Source organism: Pseudonocardia sp. HH130630-07 (assembly GCF_001698125.1).
GTDB lineage: Bacteria > Actinomycetota > Actinomycetes > Mycobacteriales > Pseudonocardiaceae > Pseudonocardia.
Window position 1 is genome coordinate 4,841,358 of record NZ_CP013854.1, and the last position, 16,415, is coordinate 4,857,772.

Consider the following 16,415-nt stretch of genomic DNA (forward strand, 5'->3'; position numbering starts at 1 on the left):
CGCGGCGGGACGACCTCCCGCCGCGGCCCGGTATCCCACCCGGAGGTACGGCCATGGCCGAACCGATCCTGTCCCTGCGCGGGGTGAACAAGAGCTTCGGCGCCGTGCGGGTCCTGCACGGAGTCGACCTGTCGGTCCGCGCCGGAGAGGTCACCGCACTCGTCGGCGACAACGGGGCGGGCAAGTCCACCCTGGTCAAGTGCGTCGCCGGCATCCACCCGATCGACGACGGCGAGATCGTCTTCGACGGCGCCCCGGTCACGCTGAACGCCCCGACCGACGCGGCACGGCTCGGCATCGAGGTCGTCTACCAGGATCTCGCGCTCGCCGACAACCTCGACATCGTCCAGAACATGTTCCTCGGCCGCGAACGCGGCCGCCCGTGGATGCTCGACGAGGCGTCCATGGAGCAGGCGGCGCGGGACACCCTCGCGTCGCTGTCGGTGCGCACCGTGACCTCGGTCCGCACCCCGGTCGCGTCGCTGTCCGGCGGGCAGCGGCAGACCGTCGCGATCGCGAAGTCGGTGCTGTGGGACTCGCGCGTCGTGCTGCTCGACGAGCCGACCGCGGCTCTCGGCGTCGCCCAGACCCGCCAGGTGCTCGACCTGGTGCGCCGGCTCGCCGAGCAGGGGCTCGCGGTCGTCCTGATCAGCCACAACATGGCCGACGTCTTCGAGGTCTCGGACCGCGTCGCCTGCCTGTACCTCGGCCGGATGGTCGCCGAGGTGCCGACGTCGGAGGTCGACCACTCCCAGGTCGTGCAGCTGATCACCGCCGGGCGCTCCGGCGAGCTGGGCCTGGCCCGGCCCGAGTCGGCGGCCGTCTAGTGGCCGACCGTCCCGAGCAGAACCCCGCCACCCCGACCGACGACGCGCAACCGGGAGGAGACACCGTGACCGACCGGTCACCCGCACCGGAGCGCGAGCAGCACCCCGCCGCGCCCGCCACCGAGCCCACCGACGCCACCGAGGAACCGCGCAGCGCGGCGCAGCGGGCGAACCCCGCGAACCGGGCCGCGGACTTCGGCATCGACACCACCGCCCGCAGCACCGGTGAGGCGGTCGTCGCCTACCTGAAGGGGCTGCGCGCCGGGGAGCTGGGCTCGCTGCCCGCGCTGCTCGGCCTGGCGGCGCTGTTCGTGCTGTTCACCGTGCTGGACTCCGGCGGCACCTTCGCCAGCCTGCTCAACCTGGCCAACCTGCTCCAGCAGGGCGCCGGCCCGACGATCATCGCGATGGGCCTGGTCTTCGTCCTGCTCACCGGCGAGATCGACCTGGCGGCGGGCACCGCGTCCGGGCTCGCCGCGGCGCTGATGGCGCTGCACCTGGTCAACGACGGCAACGTCCTCGGCGCGACCGGCACCGTCGTGTTCGTGCTGCTGGTGATCGTGATGGTCGTGGCGGCCGGGCTCGCGGCGCTGGTCCGGGTGTGGGCCGGCACCGTCGTCAGCCTGCTGACGGCCGCGGTGCTGGTGATCGGCGTCCCGGCGACGCCGTGGACGGTGATGGGGATCGCGGTCGGTGTCGGCGTCGTGATCGGCTGCCTCACCGGTTTCCTGGTCGCCCGGGTCGGGATGCCGTCCTTCGTGGTCACCCTGGCCCTGTTCATCACCTGGCAGGGCGTGATCCTGCAGCTGATCGGGGACGGCGGCACGCTGGCCCTGCGCGACCCGCTGATCAACGCGGTGGCCAACGGCAACCTGTCGGTCCCGGCCTCCTGGGTACTGTTCGTCGTGGGCGCAAGCGCTTACGCGGTGATCCAGCTGGTCCGTCAGCGGTCCCGGCTGCGCGGTGGCCTGGTGGCCAGGCCGACCGGCCTGGTGCTGATCAAGATCGGGGCGGTGGTCGTGCTGGGCGGGCTGGCCACCTTCGCGCTGACCCAGGACCGCTCGCCGGGGGTGATCGCGATCGCCGGGGTGCCCTACGTGGTGCCGCTGGTGCTCGTCCTGCTGGTGCTGGGCACCTGGGTGCTGGACCGGACCCGGTTCGGCCGGCACGTGTACGCGGTCGGCGGGAACCGGGAGGCGGCCCGGCGGGCCGGGATCGACGTCGTCCGCATCCGGGCGTCGGTGTTCGTCATCGCGACGGCGTTCGCGGCGGTCGGCGCCATCGTCTACTCCTCGAAGATCGGGTCGGTGAACCCGGCGGCCGGTGGCGGCAACACGCTGCTGTTCGCCGTCGGTGCCGCGGTGATCGGCGGGACCTCGCTGTTCGGCGGGCGCGGCCGGATCTCGAACGCGGTCATCGGTGGCACCGTGCTGGCGACCGTGCAGAACGGACTGGGCCTGCTCAAGCAGCCGGCCGCCGTCGTGTTCGTCGTGACCGGTCTGGTGCTGCTGCTGGCCGCGGCCGTCGACGTGCTGTCCCGGCGACGCTCGGCGGCCACCGGGCGATAGTGGCGATGATCAGGTGACGAAGACCAGGTGACGACCCCGACCGGAACCCGCCCGGACGACGCGCGCCGGCACAACCGGACCGCGCTGCTGCGCCGGCTGCACGTCGACGGACCCAGTACCCGGGCCACCCTGGCCGGCGAGCTCGGGCTCAACCGCAGCACGATCAAGGCGGTGGTGGACGGGCTCGCCGACACCGGCCTGGTCACCGAGGCGGTGCCGGCGCAGCGGTCCGGGGCGGGCCGGCCGTCGCTGCTCGTGCTCCCGGAGCCGCAGGCCGCGGTGGTGCTCGCCGTCGACGTGCGGGTGGACCAGGTCGCGCTGGCGATGGTCGGGATCGGCGGGCAGGTGCTCGGGCGGCACAGCTGGAACCTGCACCGGACCACCCGGCTGCCCGGCGAGGTGATCACCCATCTCGTCGAGTCCGCCGAGCTGCTGCGCGACGAGCTCGGGGTCTCCGAGCACGGCGTCGGGGTGTCGGTGCCCGGGGTGGTGCGCCGCTCCGACGGCTTCGTGCACGAGGCCCCGAACCTGGGCTGGCGCGACGTCGGGCTCGGGACCCGGCTCGCGTCCGTGCTGGGCCGCCCGGTGCAGGTCGCGAACGACGCCGAGTCCGGTGCGCTGGCTGAGCACCTGCGCGGGGTGGGGCGCGACGTGCCCGACATGGTCTACCTGTCGGCCGACGTCGGGGTGGGCGGCGGCGTCGTCTCCGGCGGACGGCCGTTGCGCGGTACCGGCGGCTACGTCGGGGAGCTGGGGCACCTGCTCGTCCGTCCGGACGGGCGGGACTGCTTCTGCGGGTCCCGCGGCTGCTGGGAGACCGAGGTCGGGGAGCCGGCGCTGTGCCGGGCGCTCGGCCTGCCCGAGGACACCGCCCGCGGGGTGCTGATCGCCGAGCTGCGTTCGCTCGCCGGGGTGCCCGGCCGGGCCGAGGAGCTGCTCGGCGGGTTCGCCGGGTGGATGGCGGCCGGGCTGGTGACGGTGGTCAACGTGCTGGCCCCGGAGCTGCTCGTGCTCGGCAACCTGTTCGGCGCGCTGCCCGCGCCGGTGGTCGACCGGGTCCGCTGCGAGGTGGAGCGGCGCAGCATGGTGAGCCGGGCGGCGGGCGGGACCCGGATCGCGGTGTCCCCGCTCGGCCGGGACGGCGCGCTCGTAGGAGCGGCCGAGCTGGCCTTCGAACCCGTCCTGGAGGCCGTCTGATCAGGCCAGGCGGGCGGCCAGGTCCGGCAGCGCCGCGACGGTGAACGTCGGCGCCGTCAGGTGCGCGGGGTAGGTGCCGCCGGAGCGGTCGACCCACGCCGTCGCCATGCCCGCCCGGGCCGCGCCGTGCAGGTCCCACGGGTGCACGGCCACCATGACCGCCTCGGACGGGTCGATCCCGCACCGGCGCAGCGCGTACCCGTAGGCCGCGGGCGCGGGTTTCCAGACCCCGGCGTCCTCGACCGACAGGACCAGGTCGAACGCGTCGCGCAGGCCGTGGTCGCCGAGGAGCCGTCCGGCCACCGTGGTGGCCCCGTTGGACAGGGTGACCAGGCGCAGCCAGGCGGCCTGCAGCGTCGCGACGCCCGGCCCGACGTCGGGGTGCAGCGGCAGCGCGGTGAACGCCTCCAGCACCTGCCGCGCGCCGTCGTCCGGGTCGGGCACGCCGTGCCGGTGCAGCAGGTCCGCCGCCGTGGCCGTCCCGATCTCGGCGAAGGTGCGCAGCTCACCGCCGGCCGCGAGCGCGACACCCTCGCGCAGCGTGCTCGCGAACCACAGGTCGCCGAGCCACTCCGGTGCGCCGAGTGCGGCGAACCGCCGGGCCAGCGGCCGGAGGTCGGAGAGTGTCTCGTTGACGTCGAACACCACGGTCGAGATGGCCATCGCACTACCCTGGACGGTGTGAGCGCTCCCCGCACGGTGCTCGTCCTCGGCGGTACCACCGAGGGCCGCGCCGCCGCAGCCGCGCTGGCCGGGCGTCCCGGGATCCGGGTGGTGTCGTCGCTGGCCGGGGCGGTGCGCAGCCCGCGGCTGCCGGACGGGGAGATCCGGATCGGCGGTTTCGGCGGTGCGGAGGGGCTCGCCGGTTACCTGCGCGCCGAGCGGGTCGGAGCGGTGCTGGACGCGACGCACCCGTTCGCGGCCGGGATCACCGCGAACGCCGTCACCGCCTGCCGGGCGGCCGGGGTGGGGCTGGTCGTGCTGCGCCGCCCGGGCTGGGCCGAGGGTCCGGGGGACCGCTGGCACCGCACCGGGTCGGTCGCGACGGCAGCGGCCCTGCTGCCCGCACTGCTGCCCGGCACCGCGGGGCGGGTGCTGCTCACGACCGGCCGCGGCGGGCTCGCCCACTTCGCCGGCGTCGACGCCGGATTCTGGATCCGCGCGGTCGACCCGCCGGCACCGCCGCTGCCCGCCCGGCACACGGTGCTGCTCGGCCGGGGCCCGTTCGATCTCGACGCCGAGCGTGCGCTGTTCGCCGGGGTCCGGCCGGACGTGCTGGTCACCAAGGACTCCGGTGGGGAGGCGACCGCGCCGAAGCTGGTGGCGGCCCGGGAGCGCGGCGTGCCCGTTGTGGTGGTCGACCGGCCGCCGCTGCCCGCGGGCGTGGATCGTGCCGACGTCGTGCCGGACCTGCCCGCGGCACTGGCCCGGGTGTTCGCGAGCCCTGCTCCCCGGTAAGCTCGCCCGACGAGGAAAGGGGTGTGGGTGGACGCGGTGCTCTTCGACATGGACGGCACGCTGGTCGGGTCGGACGCGGCGGTGGCGCGGACCTGGGCGGCCTGGGGGCGTGAGTACGGGGTGTCACCGGCCGCGCTCGACGCTGTGGAGCACGGCGTCCCGAGCGACGTCACGGTGCGGTTGCTCCGGCCCGACCTGGACGGCCCGGCGCACGCCGCCGCGGTCGCGCGGATGCTCGACCTGGAGTGCGCCGACCTCGACGACGTGCACGCGCTGCCCGGCGCGCACGAGCTGCTCGCGGCGCTCGACGCGGCCGGCGTCCCGTGGGCCGTGGTGACCAGTGCCGAGCGCCGGCTGGCCGTCGCCCGGCTCACCGCGGCCGGGATCGCGGCACCGGTCCTCGTCGCCCGTGACGACATCGTGCGCGGCAAGCCCGATCCCGAGGGCTACCTCGCCGGCGCCGCGGCGCTGGGTGTGGACCCGCGGCGCTGTCTCGTCGTCGAGGACGCGGAGGCGGGACTCGCCGCGGGCCGGGCGGCGGGGGCGCGTACCGCGGCCTTGCGCGGCCTGGACGGCGACCTGCGTCCCGCCGACCTGCACGAGCTCGCCGGGCTGCTGGGGCTCGGCGCCGCTCAGCCGGGCAGCTCCCGCACCATCACGACGAGCCCCTCGGAGCCGGCCGGGTCGTCCCGGAACCCGGTGCGCCGGTAGAGCGCCCGGGCCCGCGCGTTGCCGGGCTCGACCTTGAGCGCCAGCCGCCGGTGCCCGTGCTCCCGTGCGACCCGGACGACGGCGTCGACCAGCTCGGCGGCCAGCCCGGTGCCCCGCGCGCCGGGATCGACCCACATCCCGTAGAGCAGGCCCTCGCCGTCGCCCTGCGGGCGCCAGCAGGCGGTCCCGACCGGCGTGTCGTCGTCGAACGCGCCGAACCGGGCGTGTTCGGCGAGCACCCGGCGCCAGGCCGGTTCCGCCAGTGCGCACTGCTCGCGGTAGAACTCGCTGCGCTCGCCGAAGGCGTCCCGTACGGACGCGAGGCGGACCGCACGCGCCGACTCCCAGTCGTCCGGCCCGAGCCGCCGCACCGTCGTCACGGACGCGGACAGTAGCGGCTCAGCCGGTCGTGGTACCGCCGGGGCCGTACCGGCGCGGGGTGAACACGACGGGGCCGCCGTGCCGCTCCACCACCCGGGTCGTGGAGGAACCCACGATCACCAGCGTGCGCATGTCGACCTGCTCGGGGTCCAGCCCGCCCAGCGTGGTGACGACGACCCGCTCGCCGGCGCCGCCGACGTCGCGCCCGAGCACCACCGGGGTCCCCGGGTCGCGCCGCTCCAGCAGCACGTCGCGGGCCGCGCCGACCTGCCAGGGCCGGGCCGAGGACCGCGGGTTGTAGATCGCGATCGCCAGGTCGGCCGCCGCGGCGGCGCGGAGCCGGTCCGCGACCACGTCCCACGGCTTGAGCCGGTCCGACAGCGACAGCATGACGTGGTCGTGCCCGAGCGGGGCGCCGGCCGCCGCCGAGACCGCCTGGGCCGCCGAGAGCCCGGGCAGCACCCGGACCGGGACGTCGCGGTAGGCCGGCTCGGACGCCACCTCCAGCACCGCGGTGGCCATCGCGAACACCCCGGGGTCGCCGGCCGAGACGACGGCGACCCGTCGCCCGGACACGGCCAGGTCCAGGGCGTGCGCGGCCCGCTGGGACTCCACCCGGTTGTCCGAGGCGTGCCGGGTCTGGCGCGGGTTCGGCGGGACCCGGTCCAGGTAGGGGCCGTAGCCGACGAGGTCGTCGGCCCCGGCCAGCGCGGTGGCGACCTGCGGGGTGAGCCAGTCCCGCCCGGCCGGCCCGGTCCCGACGACGACGACCTCGCCCGGTCCGGGTGGCGCCTGCGTGACCGGCGTGCCGGCCGGCGCCGGGCCCGGGGCGTCCTCCGGCACCGAGGCCGCGACCTCGCCGGGGACCAGGGCGATCGCGAAGTACGGCACGTCGGCCGGGTCCACGTCGCCGACGTCGCCGGTGCGCTGACCGTCCATGGTGGCCCGCTCCACGTAGCGGGCCCGGTCGAGGGTGCCGGCGTCGGCGAGTGCGTCGCGGACCGTGCCGAAGGTACGGCCCAGCTTCATCACCGCGGCCGAGTCCGTCCCGGCGAGCCGGCGGGCCAGCTCGGCGCGGGGGAGCGTCCCGGGCAGCACGGTGAGCACCTCGTCCCGCTCCACCAGCGGCTGGCCGAGCGCCGCCGCGGCCGCGCTGATCGAGGTCACACCGGGGACGACCTCGGTGCGGAACCGGCCGGCGAGGCGCTTGTGCATGTGCATGTAGGAGCCGTAGAAGAGCGGGTCGCCCTCCGCGAGCAGGACGACGTCGCGCCCGGCGGCCAGGTGCACCGCGAGCCGGGCGGCGGCCTCGGCGTAGAACTCGTCGATGGCGCCCTGGTAGCCGCCCGGGTGGTCGGTGGTCTCGGTGGTGACCGGGTAGACCAGCGCCTCCTCGACGGCCGTGCCGGACAGGTGCGGCTCGGCGATCCGGCGGGCGATCGAGCGCCCGTGCCGCGCCGAGTGGTAGGCGACGACGTCGGCGTCGCGGATCAACCGGGCCGCCTTGATCGTGGTCAGCTCGGGGTCCCCGGGACCCAGCCCCACGCCGTAGAGGGTGCCGGTCACGCGATGATCTCCTGCTCGTGCGCCAGCGCGTTGAGCGCGGCCGCGGTGATCGCCGACCCGCCACGGCGGCCGTGCACCACGAGGTGCTCCAGGTCGGTGCGGGCGGCCAGCGCCTGCTTGGACTCGACGGCGCCGACGAACCCGACCGGGATCCCGATGACCGCGGCCGGCCGCGGCGCGCCCCGGTCGACGAGGTCGAGCAGGTGGAACAGCGCGGTCGGGGCGTTCCCGACGGCGACGACCGCGCCCTCGAAGCGGTCCGCCAGCAGTTCCAGCGCGGCGGCCGAGCGGGTGTTGCCGATCCGCTGCGCGTGCTCCGGGACCCGGGCGTCGCGCAGCAGGCAGAGCACCTCGTTCCCGGCCGGCAGCCGGGCCGCGGTCACGCCGGCGGCGACCATCATGGCGTCACAGAGGATCGGCCCGCCGGCCCGCAGTGCGGCCCGCGCGGCGGGCACGACGCCCGCGGACGCGGCGATGTCGGCGGTGAGGTCGACCTGCCCGCAGGCGTGGATCATCCGGACGGCCACGTCGGCCATCCCGGGCGGGAGCCCGGTCAGGTCGGCCTCGGCGCGGATCGTCGCGAACGAGCGCCGGTAGATCTCCGCGCCGTCGGTGAGGTAGTCGGTGGTCGGGCTGTGCTCGTCGCCGCTCAGCGGTGGCTCCTCGGTCGGTCTGACGGGGCGGACAGGGCCGACAGGGGCCGGGCCGTGCCGTCGATGGTGTAGGTCCGCTCGCCGGTGGCGACGGCGGCGGCGTGCGGGGTGTGCGGGGCGCCGCACCGGCGCACGCAGCCGGCGACGTGCACCGGGCGCACGGGCCCGAGCGCGATCAGGTCCCTGGCGTGCGCACGGACGTCGGCCAGGGACTTCACGCACCCCGGGGACCCCGCACACGCGCCGACCCGCAGCGCCGGATGGCCCGGGTCGACGACCAGCCCGGCCGCACGCAGGGTCGCGGTGGCACCGGGCCCGGCACCGGGCAGCACGAGACTCCGCCAGGGGGTGACCAGCAGCCGGTCGGCGGCCCCGGCGAGTGCCTCGACCTGGTCGGCGGACAGCTCACCGAGGACCGGCGCCACCCCGAGCGCACCGCCGCCGAGCCACCCGACCGGAGGCTCGCCCGCAGCACCGTCGCCGTCCGGGCGGGGGCCGCCCGTGCCCGCACCGGGCGCGACCCGCCCCGCGCCCGGCCGCAGCGCGACGGCGATGCGGTGGGCGGCGTCCGGGATCTCCGCCGCGCGCCAGGCCGTGGCGGCCGGTCCGGCGGTGGTCCCGGTACGCAGGTCGAGGAACGCGGTCGCGGCGTCGAGGAGCAGGCCGGGCGCATCGGCCGGGGGGCCGTGCAGGCCGGTGGCCGCCCCGGCCACGAGCAGCTCGCCCTCGTCCGGGGTGCGGGCGATCCAGCACAGGTCCGGCCGTTCGGCGGCGACGTCGCCGCGGCCGTCGTCGAACGCGACGAGGAACCGCCCGGGCAACGCGGCGAGCTCGGCGCGCGCGCAGAGCCCGCGGTCCAGCTCGGCGGCGAGACCCCGGACGTCGGCGGTCCCGCCGGTGATCCCGGACAGCGGCGACGCGAGCACGTTCCGGACGCGTTCGTGGGGGACCGACGGCAGCAGCCCGGCCGCGGTGAGCCTGCGGACCGGGCGCGGGTCGGCCGGGTCGAGCCCGCGCAGCTGCAGGTTGCCGCGGGAGGTGAGGTGCACCGCGCCGTCCCCGGCGTCGACGGCGAGCCGGGCGACCGCGCGCAGGGCGCCCGCCCCGATCTCCCCGCCGGGCAGCCGGACCCTGGCCAGCGCCCCGTCCGCCGCCGGGTGCGGCGAGACGACGCCGGGGCAGGCGTCGGTGCGGGAACGGGCGGTCGTCGGCACGCCGGTCACTGTAGGCACACCGGGCCGTGCGGGGCCTGCGAGCGGGGCGGCGGGATCGGTCACACGGGCCGGTCGCCGGCAGCGGTCCGCGGGGTCAGGAGCCGGGCAGGTGGCGCCGGGCGCCGGAGTAGCCCTCGTCGAAACGCACCGGGGCGACCCGGACCGGGGTCGCGGCGTCCCGGGCCTCGATCATCGTGCCGTCGCCGGCGTAGATCGCCACGTGCGTCGCGGGGGAGCCCCAGAACAGCAGGTCACCGGGCTGCAGGTCGTCGCGCTGCACCGGCCGTCCGGCGCGGGCCTGGTCGGAGGCGTCCCGGCCGATCGTGATCCCGTGCAGCGCGTGGACCAGGCCGGTCAGCCCCGAGCAGTCCGGACCGAACCCGGATCGGCCGCCCCACAGGTAGGGCCGGTCGAGAAACAGCCGGGCGGTGCGGACCAGGTCGGCACCCGTCGTGGCGTCGGCGTCGTCCGTGCCGTCGGTGTCGGCGCCGGGGCCGCCGATCCGGACGTAACGGGCGTCGAGCCAGGCGCGGCCGCCCTCGGGCAGCGACACCTGGACGGAGTCCGGGGTGCCCGCCCGGACCGGCAGCCGGGTCCCGATGCTGAGCTCACGGATCCGCTCGGTGCGGTCCGCGTCGGCGTAGAGCCACGTGGTGGCGACGCCGTCGACGGTCCCGCTCGGCAGGGTCGCGGCGAGCCCGCCGAACGCCCCGTCGCCGACGAGCTGCGCGGCGGGGATCCAGCCCGGGTAGCCGCGCCCGTCCTTGGCGCTGGGCTGGTCCGGCACGGCGACCAGCGACCAGTCGCCGCGGCGCTCCAGGACCCGGACCCGCGTCCCGTACAGGACCTGGGTCTGGGTGCGGGACGCCGTCGTCAGCTCGAGGCGGTCGGCCACGGTCATCGACCCGAGCCACCCGGCCGGATCGGCCGGGGCGGAGACCGCGGCGCCGTCCCGGGGCCGTGGGCTGGCCGGGGAGGTCCAGACGGTCGCGACCGACACCCCGACGACGGCGTCGTCGGCGCCCGTGGGCCCGGGGACGTCCCGTGGTGCCGACGTGGCGGCCGTCCCGGCGAGCATCGCGGCCAGCACGAGGCACGCGGGGCCGAGGGCGGTCCGGACGCGGCGCGCCCGGGGCCGGTGCGGGGTCTCGGGCACGGGGCTCTCCTCGGATCGGCCGCTGTGCCCGGCAGTGTCCGTCCGGGCCGGCCCTCCGCCGCGCACGGCGCGCCGGGGACGACGCCGGGTTCCCCCGGCCCGGTGACGGGTATCCGGTCTTGTCAGACGGTGGCCGCGGCCCTAGTGTATGCGTATGCACTTGAGTGAAGCCGACTTCCGGCGCATCGGGTCCCCGGTCCGTGTGGTCAAGGCGCCGGCCGTGGCCGACACCGCCGACCTGCGCGATCCGGCCGTCGTCGCCACGGTCTCCGAGATGCTGGCGGCGATCGAGTCCGGTGGAATGGACGCCGTGCTGCGCTACGCCCGGGAGCTGGACGGTTTCACCGGCACCGACCTGCTGGTCGGGCGGGAGGAGCTGGCGCGCTCGGGCGACGAGCTGCCGACGGTCCTGCGCGAGGCGCTCGACGCCGGGTCCGAGCGCACCCGCCGGTTCGCGGCGATGCAGCGCGAGCGGCTGCAGGACTTCGAGTCCGAGGTGCTGCCCGGTGTGGTCTGCGGCCAGCGCTTCGTCCCGGTCGAGAACGTCGGTGCCTACCTCCCCGCCGGCCGGTTCCCGCTGCTGGCCAGTGCGTTCATGACCGTCGGCGTGGCCGGGGTCGCCGGGGTGCCGAACGTCGTCGCGGCCACCCCGCCCTCGCGTGACGGGCGGCCGCACCCCGCCGTGCTCTACGCGGCGTCGATCAGCGGTGCCGAGTCGGTCTACGCCGTCGGCGGTGTCCAGGCGCTCGCCGCGATGGCCTTCGGCCTGCTCGACGGGGTCCCGTCGGACATGATCGTCGGGGCCGGCAACGCCTACGTCGCCGAGGCCAAGCGGCAGCTGTACGGGCGGGTCGGCATCGACGTGCTGGCCGGGCCGTCGGAGGTCGCGGTGATCGCCGACGACACCGCGGACGCCGCCGTCGTCGCCGCCGACCTGCTGGCCCAGGCCGAGCACGGGCCGACCTCGCCGTCGTCGCTGGCCACCACGTCCGAGCGGCTCGCCGAGCAGGTCCCGCGCGAGATCGAGAAGCAGCTCGCCGGGCTCGCCACGGCCGAGATCGCCGGTGCCGCCTGGCGCGACCACGGCACGATCTACCTCGCCGAGGACCGCGAGACCGTCGCCACGGTGATGGACACCCTGGCCCCGGAGCACCTCGAGGTCATCGCCGAGGACCTCGACTGGTGGCTCGACCGGCTGCACAACTACGGGTCGCTGTTCCTCGGGAACTGGTCCACCGTCGTCTACGCGGACAAGGGGATGTCGGGGACCAACCACGTGCTGCCGACGACCCGCGGCGCCCGTTACTCGGGCGGCCTGTCGGTGGCCGGCTTCCTCAAGCAGCTCACCTACCAGCGGGCCACCCGGGAGGCGACCCGCGCCCAGGCCGAGCCCACGGTCACCGTCGCCGACTTCGAGCAGCTGGTCGGTCACCGGGACAGCGCCCAGCTCCGGCTGGACGCGATCCGCGACTGATCGACCGTCCCGTTCCCGCATCGCGCATGCGTATGTACTTCAATGGAGAAGGAGGCAGGATGCGCGCACGACGCCCGGCCGTGGCCGCTCTCGCCGTGGTCACGGCCCTGCTGCTCGCCGGCTGTGGTGCGGGGTCGCGGACCCCGGCCGCCACGGCGACGCTGGTGCCCTGCGACCTCCCGCCGCAGAGTTCGGCCGTCGACGTGAACGTCCTGGCCTACAACTCCTCGGCGATCGACCCGTTCACCAACTCGATGGTGCGCAGCTGCTCGAACGACGAGGTGACGCTGCACCACGAGCCGATCGACTTCGCGGGCCAGAGCCAGAAGACGATCGCCACACTGGCCGGCCGGTACGGGACCTACGACATCCTCGCGACCTACGGGTTCGTCCTGCCGGAGTACGCCTCGGAGGGCAAGCTCGCCCCGCTCGACGAGCAGGTCGAGCGCTTCGGTGCCCAGACGGCGCTGGACCAGCTGAACCCGCAGATGCGTGCGGCGCTGTCCTACGACGGCACCCTCTACGGGATCCCGATGCAGGCCCAGATGTACGTCATGGCCTACCGCCAGGACGTCTTCGACCGGCTCGGCCTGACGCCGCCGCGGACGTTCGCCGAGCTGCGCGACGTCGCGGCCCGGATCCAGGACGAGGGCGGCATCCGCTACCCGCTGGCGCTGCCGCTGCTGGCGAGCTCGGACATCGCGACCGCCTACGACGCGGCGCTCGGGTCGCTGGGCACCGACTACGTCGACCGCGAGACCGGGCGCCCGAACTTCGACACCCCGCAGGCCGCGGAGGCGTTCGAACAGCTCCGCTCGCTGCTGCCCTACATGGATCCGCAGGTGACGACGTTCGCCCAGCCGGCCGTGCAGCAGCAGATGTACAACGGCTCCGCGGCGATGTCGATCATGTTCAGCGGCCGGATGCAGGACCTGACGCTGCCGGAGAACAACCAGTTCGCGGCGGACATGGCGTTCGCGCCGCCGCCGTCGCTCGACGGCGGGGAGACGCTCTACAACACGCTGTCGGTCGACGGCTGGGCGATCCCGGCGAACTCCGAGAACGACAAGGACCTGCTGTTCCAGATGATCGCCGCAGCGGTCGGGCCGGAGTCGTCGAAGGCGGCGGTCCCCGGTGCGTTCCCGGCCCGCGAGGGCATGGTCACCCCGGACAGCAGCCCGTTCGCCGAGGCGCAGCTCGAGTCGATCGGCAAGGCGCCGCCGACCGAGCCGTTCCCGTGGACGTCGCGGATCAGCACCGAGACGACGTCGATCGTGGCCGACGTGATCTCCGGCCGGACGTCGATCCCCGACGGCCAGCGCCAGATGCAGGAGACCGCCACCGCGATCCTCGCCGAGTACCGGCCCTGATCCCCTCCCGAACCCGATCCCACCCACTCACGAGAGCGAGGTGAGGCGATCATGCGGAGGAGGGAGTTCCTCGGCCTGGTCTCTCCGAGCCTGCTGGTGATGTTCGGCCTGCTTGTGTTCCCGCTCTACAAGACCGTGGAGTGGAGCCTGCAGCAGGTGAACTACGGCGAAGCAGGCACGTTCGTCGGCCTGGACAACTACGCCGACGCGTTGACCGACCCCCGGTTCGGCCAGGCGGTGCTGTTCACCGTCGGCATCAGCGCCGTCGTCGTCGGCGTCCTGCTGGTCGGCGGCTACGTGCTGGCCGTGCTGGTCAACGGCCTCGGCCGATCACGGGCGTGGGTACTGGGCGTGCTGCTCGTGTCCTACGTCGTGCCGAACGTCGTCGGGGCGACGATGTTCTCCTGGCTGTTCGACTCGAACTTCGGCGGCGTGGTGAACTATCTGATCACCCAGCTCACCGGCCAGGAGATCCTCTGGTTCACCGAACCGTGGGCGAACCGGCTGCTCGTCGGTCTCAACACGGTCTGGTCCATGTTGCCGTTCGCGATGCTGGTGATCCTGGCCGGCCTGCAGGGGGTGCCCGCCGAGGTCGTCGAAGCGGCCCGGATCGACGGCGCGGCCGGCTGGCGGGTGCACTGGCACGTGATCGTCCCGAGCATCCGCGGTGTCCTGACCTTCACCGCGATCATCTCGATCATGGACGTGCTGCGGATGTTCGACCAGCTCATACCGCTGTCGCCGCAGGCACCTCAGATCGGCAACGAGTCGATCATGCTCTACATCTACAACATCGCGTTCCAGGACGGCGGCCAGCAGCTCGGGCTCGGCAGCGCGGTGAACGTGCTGCTGATCATCCTGATCGTGCTGCTGCTCTCGCCGTTCATCCGGGACATGGCCAAGGAGGCGCGCCAGTGAGCACCGTGCAGACCGCTCCACCGGCGGCCGCCGCCCCCGGCGAGCCGGACGCCCCCGCCCCGGACCGCCGCCCGCGCGGGCGTGCCGTGCTGATCGGCGGCCTGCTGCTGCTGGTCTGCTGGGTGATGCTGAGCCCGGTGATCTGGACGGTGATGTCGGTGACCAAGCCGACCGACGTCGCCTTCCTGGACCCGCCGGTGTTCTCCTGGACACCGACGTTCACCGCGTTCGTCGACCTGTGGCAGACCACCCAGTTCTACCGGTACCTGATCAACACCGTGATCGTCGCGCTGATCAGCACGGTGGTCGCGCTGGCCATCGGGATCCCGGCCGCCTACGCGCTGTCCCGGTTCCCGGGCTGGGTGTCGGTCGCGCTGCTGATCGCCGCCCTGATCTTCCGGGCGCTGCCGCGGTTCGCCGTGGTGCTGCCGATGTACGACATCTCCCGGGCGCTGGGCATCTACGACACCACGTTCGCCGTCGCCGCCGCGCTGGTCGCGATCAACCAACCGTTCTCGATCTGGTTGCTGCGCAACTTCTTCGCCGAGATCCCGAAGGAGCTCGACGAGGCCGCGATGCTGGACGGCTGCAGCCGCTTCCAGATCCTGCGCCGGGTGATGGTGCCGCTGATGGGGCCGGGGATCCTCACCGCGGGGATCTTCATGTTCCTGTTCGCCTTCCAGGAGTACCTGACGGCGACGGTGCTGACCGACGTGGTGGCCCGGACGGTGCCGGTCTTCATCGCCACCCAGCTCGGCCAGACCCTGCCGATGCTGCAACAGGCCGGTGCCGCCGCGGTCCTGCTGACGCTGCCGGTGATCGCGTTCGCGTTCATCGCCCAGCGTTACCTGGTGGCCGGCCTGGGCGCCGGTTCGGTCAAGGGCTGACCGGTGCCCGACACGTGCCCGGACCCGCCGCTGGTCCTGCTCCCGGGGATGAACTGCTCACCCCGGATGTGGGGCCCGGCGGGTGCCGGCGCCGGGGCCCGGCGGGTGCCGGCGCCGTGCACGGCACGCTCGACCGGCCGGACCTCGAGGAGCAGGTGGACGCCCTGCTGGAGGTCCTGCCCGACCGGTTCGCACTCGCCGGGCTCAGCCTCGGCGGCATCGTGGCGATGGCACTGGCCCGGCGCGCCCCCGGGCGGGTGGCCGGGCTGTGCCTGATGGCGACCAACGCGGGCCCGCCGACCGCCGCACAGCACGCCGGCTGGAACGCCGCCCTGGCCCGGCTCGACGCCGGCGCCACCGCCCGTGACCTGCAGCCGCTGGAACTGCTGCTGCACGACCGGAGCCACGACGACGCCGCCCTCCGGATGGCCGACGACACCGGGGAGCGACACCTCGCGGCGCAGCTGCGGTTGCAGGGGACCCGGGTCGACGAGCGCCCCGCACTCGCCGGGGTGGCGGTACCGGCCCGGGTGCTGGCGGGGGACCGGGACCGGCTGTGCCCGGTCGAACGGCACACCGAGATCGCCGAGCTCGTACCGGGCGCCCGGCTGCACGTGCTCCCCGGCGTGGGCCATCTGCTTCCGGTGGAGGCGCCGGACACGGTCGCGGCGTTGCTGGGGGAGTGGCGGGACGAGATCCGCGCCCACGAACCCCGCCCGGCCCCCCAGCACTGAGGCCCGGGTCCCGTGGCTCCCCGCCGGCCGGGGAGCTGCGGTTCGCGGTTGCGGGGCCGGGCAGGACATCTCCTGCCCGGACGAACTCGCTGACCGGGTGAGCGATTCGGACGCAGGTGCTGTCTGCTCGCTCGCTCGCTCGGCCCCGGCCCGCACCGCGGTGAATCGCGGTGCATGTGGTCCGGCGCGGCCGGGCGCGGGCAGGCTCGCCGATTCGCTTACCCGGTAAGTGAACACCGCCGAGGTGAGGTGCGGCCACGGTCGCGGGCAGCCGCTCCCGAGCCGAGCCGAGCCGAGCCGG

General features: G+C 75.0%; 15 protein-coding genes and 1 pseudogene. 10 read left to right on the forward strand and 6 right to left on the reverse strand.

The features are described from left to right. Window positions 1-53: 53 nt before the first annotated feature. The 3 genes from AFB00_RS23030 (at window position 54) to AFB00_RS23040 (ending at window position 3,592) form a co-directional block, all read left to right on the forward strand. The gene (locus AFB00_RS23030) at window positions 54-827 is read left to right on the forward strand and encodes an ATP-binding cassette domain-containing protein (protein WP_068798924.1); all 774 of its coding nucleotides are present in this window, start codon (window positions 54-56) and stop codon (window positions 825-827) included. 65 nt (window positions 828-892) lie between these two features. Then, complete coding sequence (locus AFB00_RS23035) at window positions 893-2,395, forward strand: sugar ABC transporter permease (RefSeq protein ID WP_442965824.1); 1,503 nt, start codon at window positions 893-895, stop codon at window positions 2,393-2,395. Window positions 2,396-2,422: 27 nt separating this feature from the next. Further along, on the forward strand, window positions 2,423-3,592 hold the full coding sequence (locus AFB00_RS23040) for an ROK family protein (protein WP_068798925.1): 1,170 nt from the start codon (window positions 2,423-2,425) through the stop codon (window positions 3,590-3,592). On the opposite strand, the gene AFB00_RS23045 is transcribed toward AFB00_RS23040, so the two are convergent. Further along, window positions 3,593-4,255 carry a haloacid dehalogenase type II gene (locus AFB00_RS23045; RefSeq protein WP_068798926.1) on the reverse strand — a complete coding sequence of 221 codons (663 nt, stop codon included), beginning with the start codon at window positions 4,253-4,255 and terminating at the stop codon, window positions 3,593-3,595. A gap of 18 nt (window positions 4,256-4,273) precedes the next feature. Here AFB00_RS23045 and AFB00_RS23050 point away from each other — a divergent pair, with 18 nt between their 5' ends. Further along, on the forward strand, window positions 4,274-5,050 hold the full coding sequence (locus AFB00_RS23050; RefSeq protein WP_231974042.1) for a cobalt-precorrin-6A reductase: 777 nt from the start codon (window positions 4,274-4,276) through the stop codon (window positions 5,048-5,050). A gap of 27 nt (window positions 5,051-5,077) precedes the next feature. Then, window positions 5,078-5,761, forward strand: coding sequence for an HAD-IA family hydrolase (locus tag AFB00_RS23055; RefSeq protein WP_231974043.1), 684 nt, complete (start codon window positions 5,078-5,080; stop codon window positions 5,759-5,761). On the opposite strand, the gene AFB00_RS23060 is transcribed toward AFB00_RS23055, so the two are convergent. The 5 genes from AFB00_RS23060 to AFB00_RS23080 all read right to left on the reverse strand — a co-directional run bounded on the left by AFB00_RS23060 (window position 5,683) and on the right by AFB00_RS23080 (window position 10,731). Then, window positions 5,683-6,141, reverse strand: a complete 459-nt coding sequence (locus tag AFB00_RS23060) for a GNAT family N-acetyltransferase (protein WP_068798929.1) — start codon at window positions 6,139-6,141, stop codon at window positions 5,683-5,685. The two genes, AFB00_RS23055 and AFB00_RS23060, sit on opposite strands and share 79 nt — an antisense overlap. A 19-nt stretch (window positions 6,142-6,160) precedes the next feature. Continuing rightward, a complete protein-coding gene (locus AFB00_RS23065; RefSeq protein ID WP_068798930.1) occupies window positions 6,161-7,708 on the reverse strand; it encodes a precorrin-2 C(20)-methyltransferase in 1,548 nt (515 codons plus the stop codon). Then, the gene (locus AFB00_RS23070) at window positions 7,705-8,361 is read right to left on the reverse strand and encodes a precorrin-8X methylmutase (protein ID WP_068800590.1); all 657 of its coding nucleotides are present in this window, start codon (window positions 8,359-8,361) and stop codon (window positions 7,705-7,707) included. Before AFB00_RS23070 ends, AFB00_RS23065 begins: the two co-directional genes overlap by 4 nt. Continuing rightward, window positions 8,358-9,575, reverse strand: coding sequence for a hypothetical protein (locus AFB00_RS23075; RefSeq protein WP_068800591.1), 1,218 nt, complete (start codon window positions 9,573-9,575; stop codon window positions 8,358-8,360). The genes AFB00_RS23070 and AFB00_RS23075 overlap by 4 nt, the downstream gene beginning before the upstream one ends. 94 nt (window positions 9,576-9,669) lie before the next feature. After that, on the reverse strand, window positions 9,670-10,731 hold the full coding sequence (locus tag AFB00_RS23080) for a C40 family peptidase (RefSeq protein WP_068798931.1): 1,062 nt from the start codon (window positions 10,729-10,731) through the stop codon (window positions 9,670-9,672). A 154-nt stretch (window positions 10,732-10,885) separates the two neighbouring features. On the opposite strand from AFB00_RS23080, the gene hisD reads away from it, so the two are divergent. From hisD to AFB00_RS34245, 5 genes and pseudogenes are all read left to right on the forward strand, one after another. Beyond that, window positions 10,886-12,205: a histidinol dehydrogenase gene (gene hisD / locus AFB00_RS23085; RefSeq protein WP_068798932.1), complete on the forward strand. Its 1,320-nt coding sequence runs from the start codon at window positions 10,886-10,888 to the stop codon at window positions 12,203-12,205. Between the two features lie 59 nt (window positions 12,206-12,264). Further along, a complete protein-coding gene (locus AFB00_RS23090; protein WP_197519628.1) occupies window positions 12,265-13,575 on the forward strand; it encodes an ABC transporter substrate-binding protein in 1,311 nt (436 codons plus the stop codon). Window positions 13,576-13,626: 51 nt separating this feature from the next. Then, entirely contained in the window at window positions 13,627-14,493 is an 867-nt protein-coding gene (locus AFB00_RS23095; protein ID WP_068798934.1) for a carbohydrate ABC transporter permease, read from the forward strand. Window positions 14,494-14,645: 152 nt separating this feature from the next. Next, a complete protein-coding gene (locus tag AFB00_RS34240; RefSeq protein WP_231974479.1) occupies window positions 14,646-15,380 on the forward strand; it encodes a carbohydrate ABC transporter permease in 735 nt (244 codons plus the stop codon). Continuing rightward, window positions 15,362-16,114: pseudogene (locus AFB00_RS34245) on the forward strand (alpha/beta fold hydrolase); the annotation flags it as partial. The gene AFB00_RS34240 and the pseudogene AFB00_RS34245, both read left to right, overlap by 19 nt. Window positions 16,115-16,415: the final 301 nt, after the last annotated feature.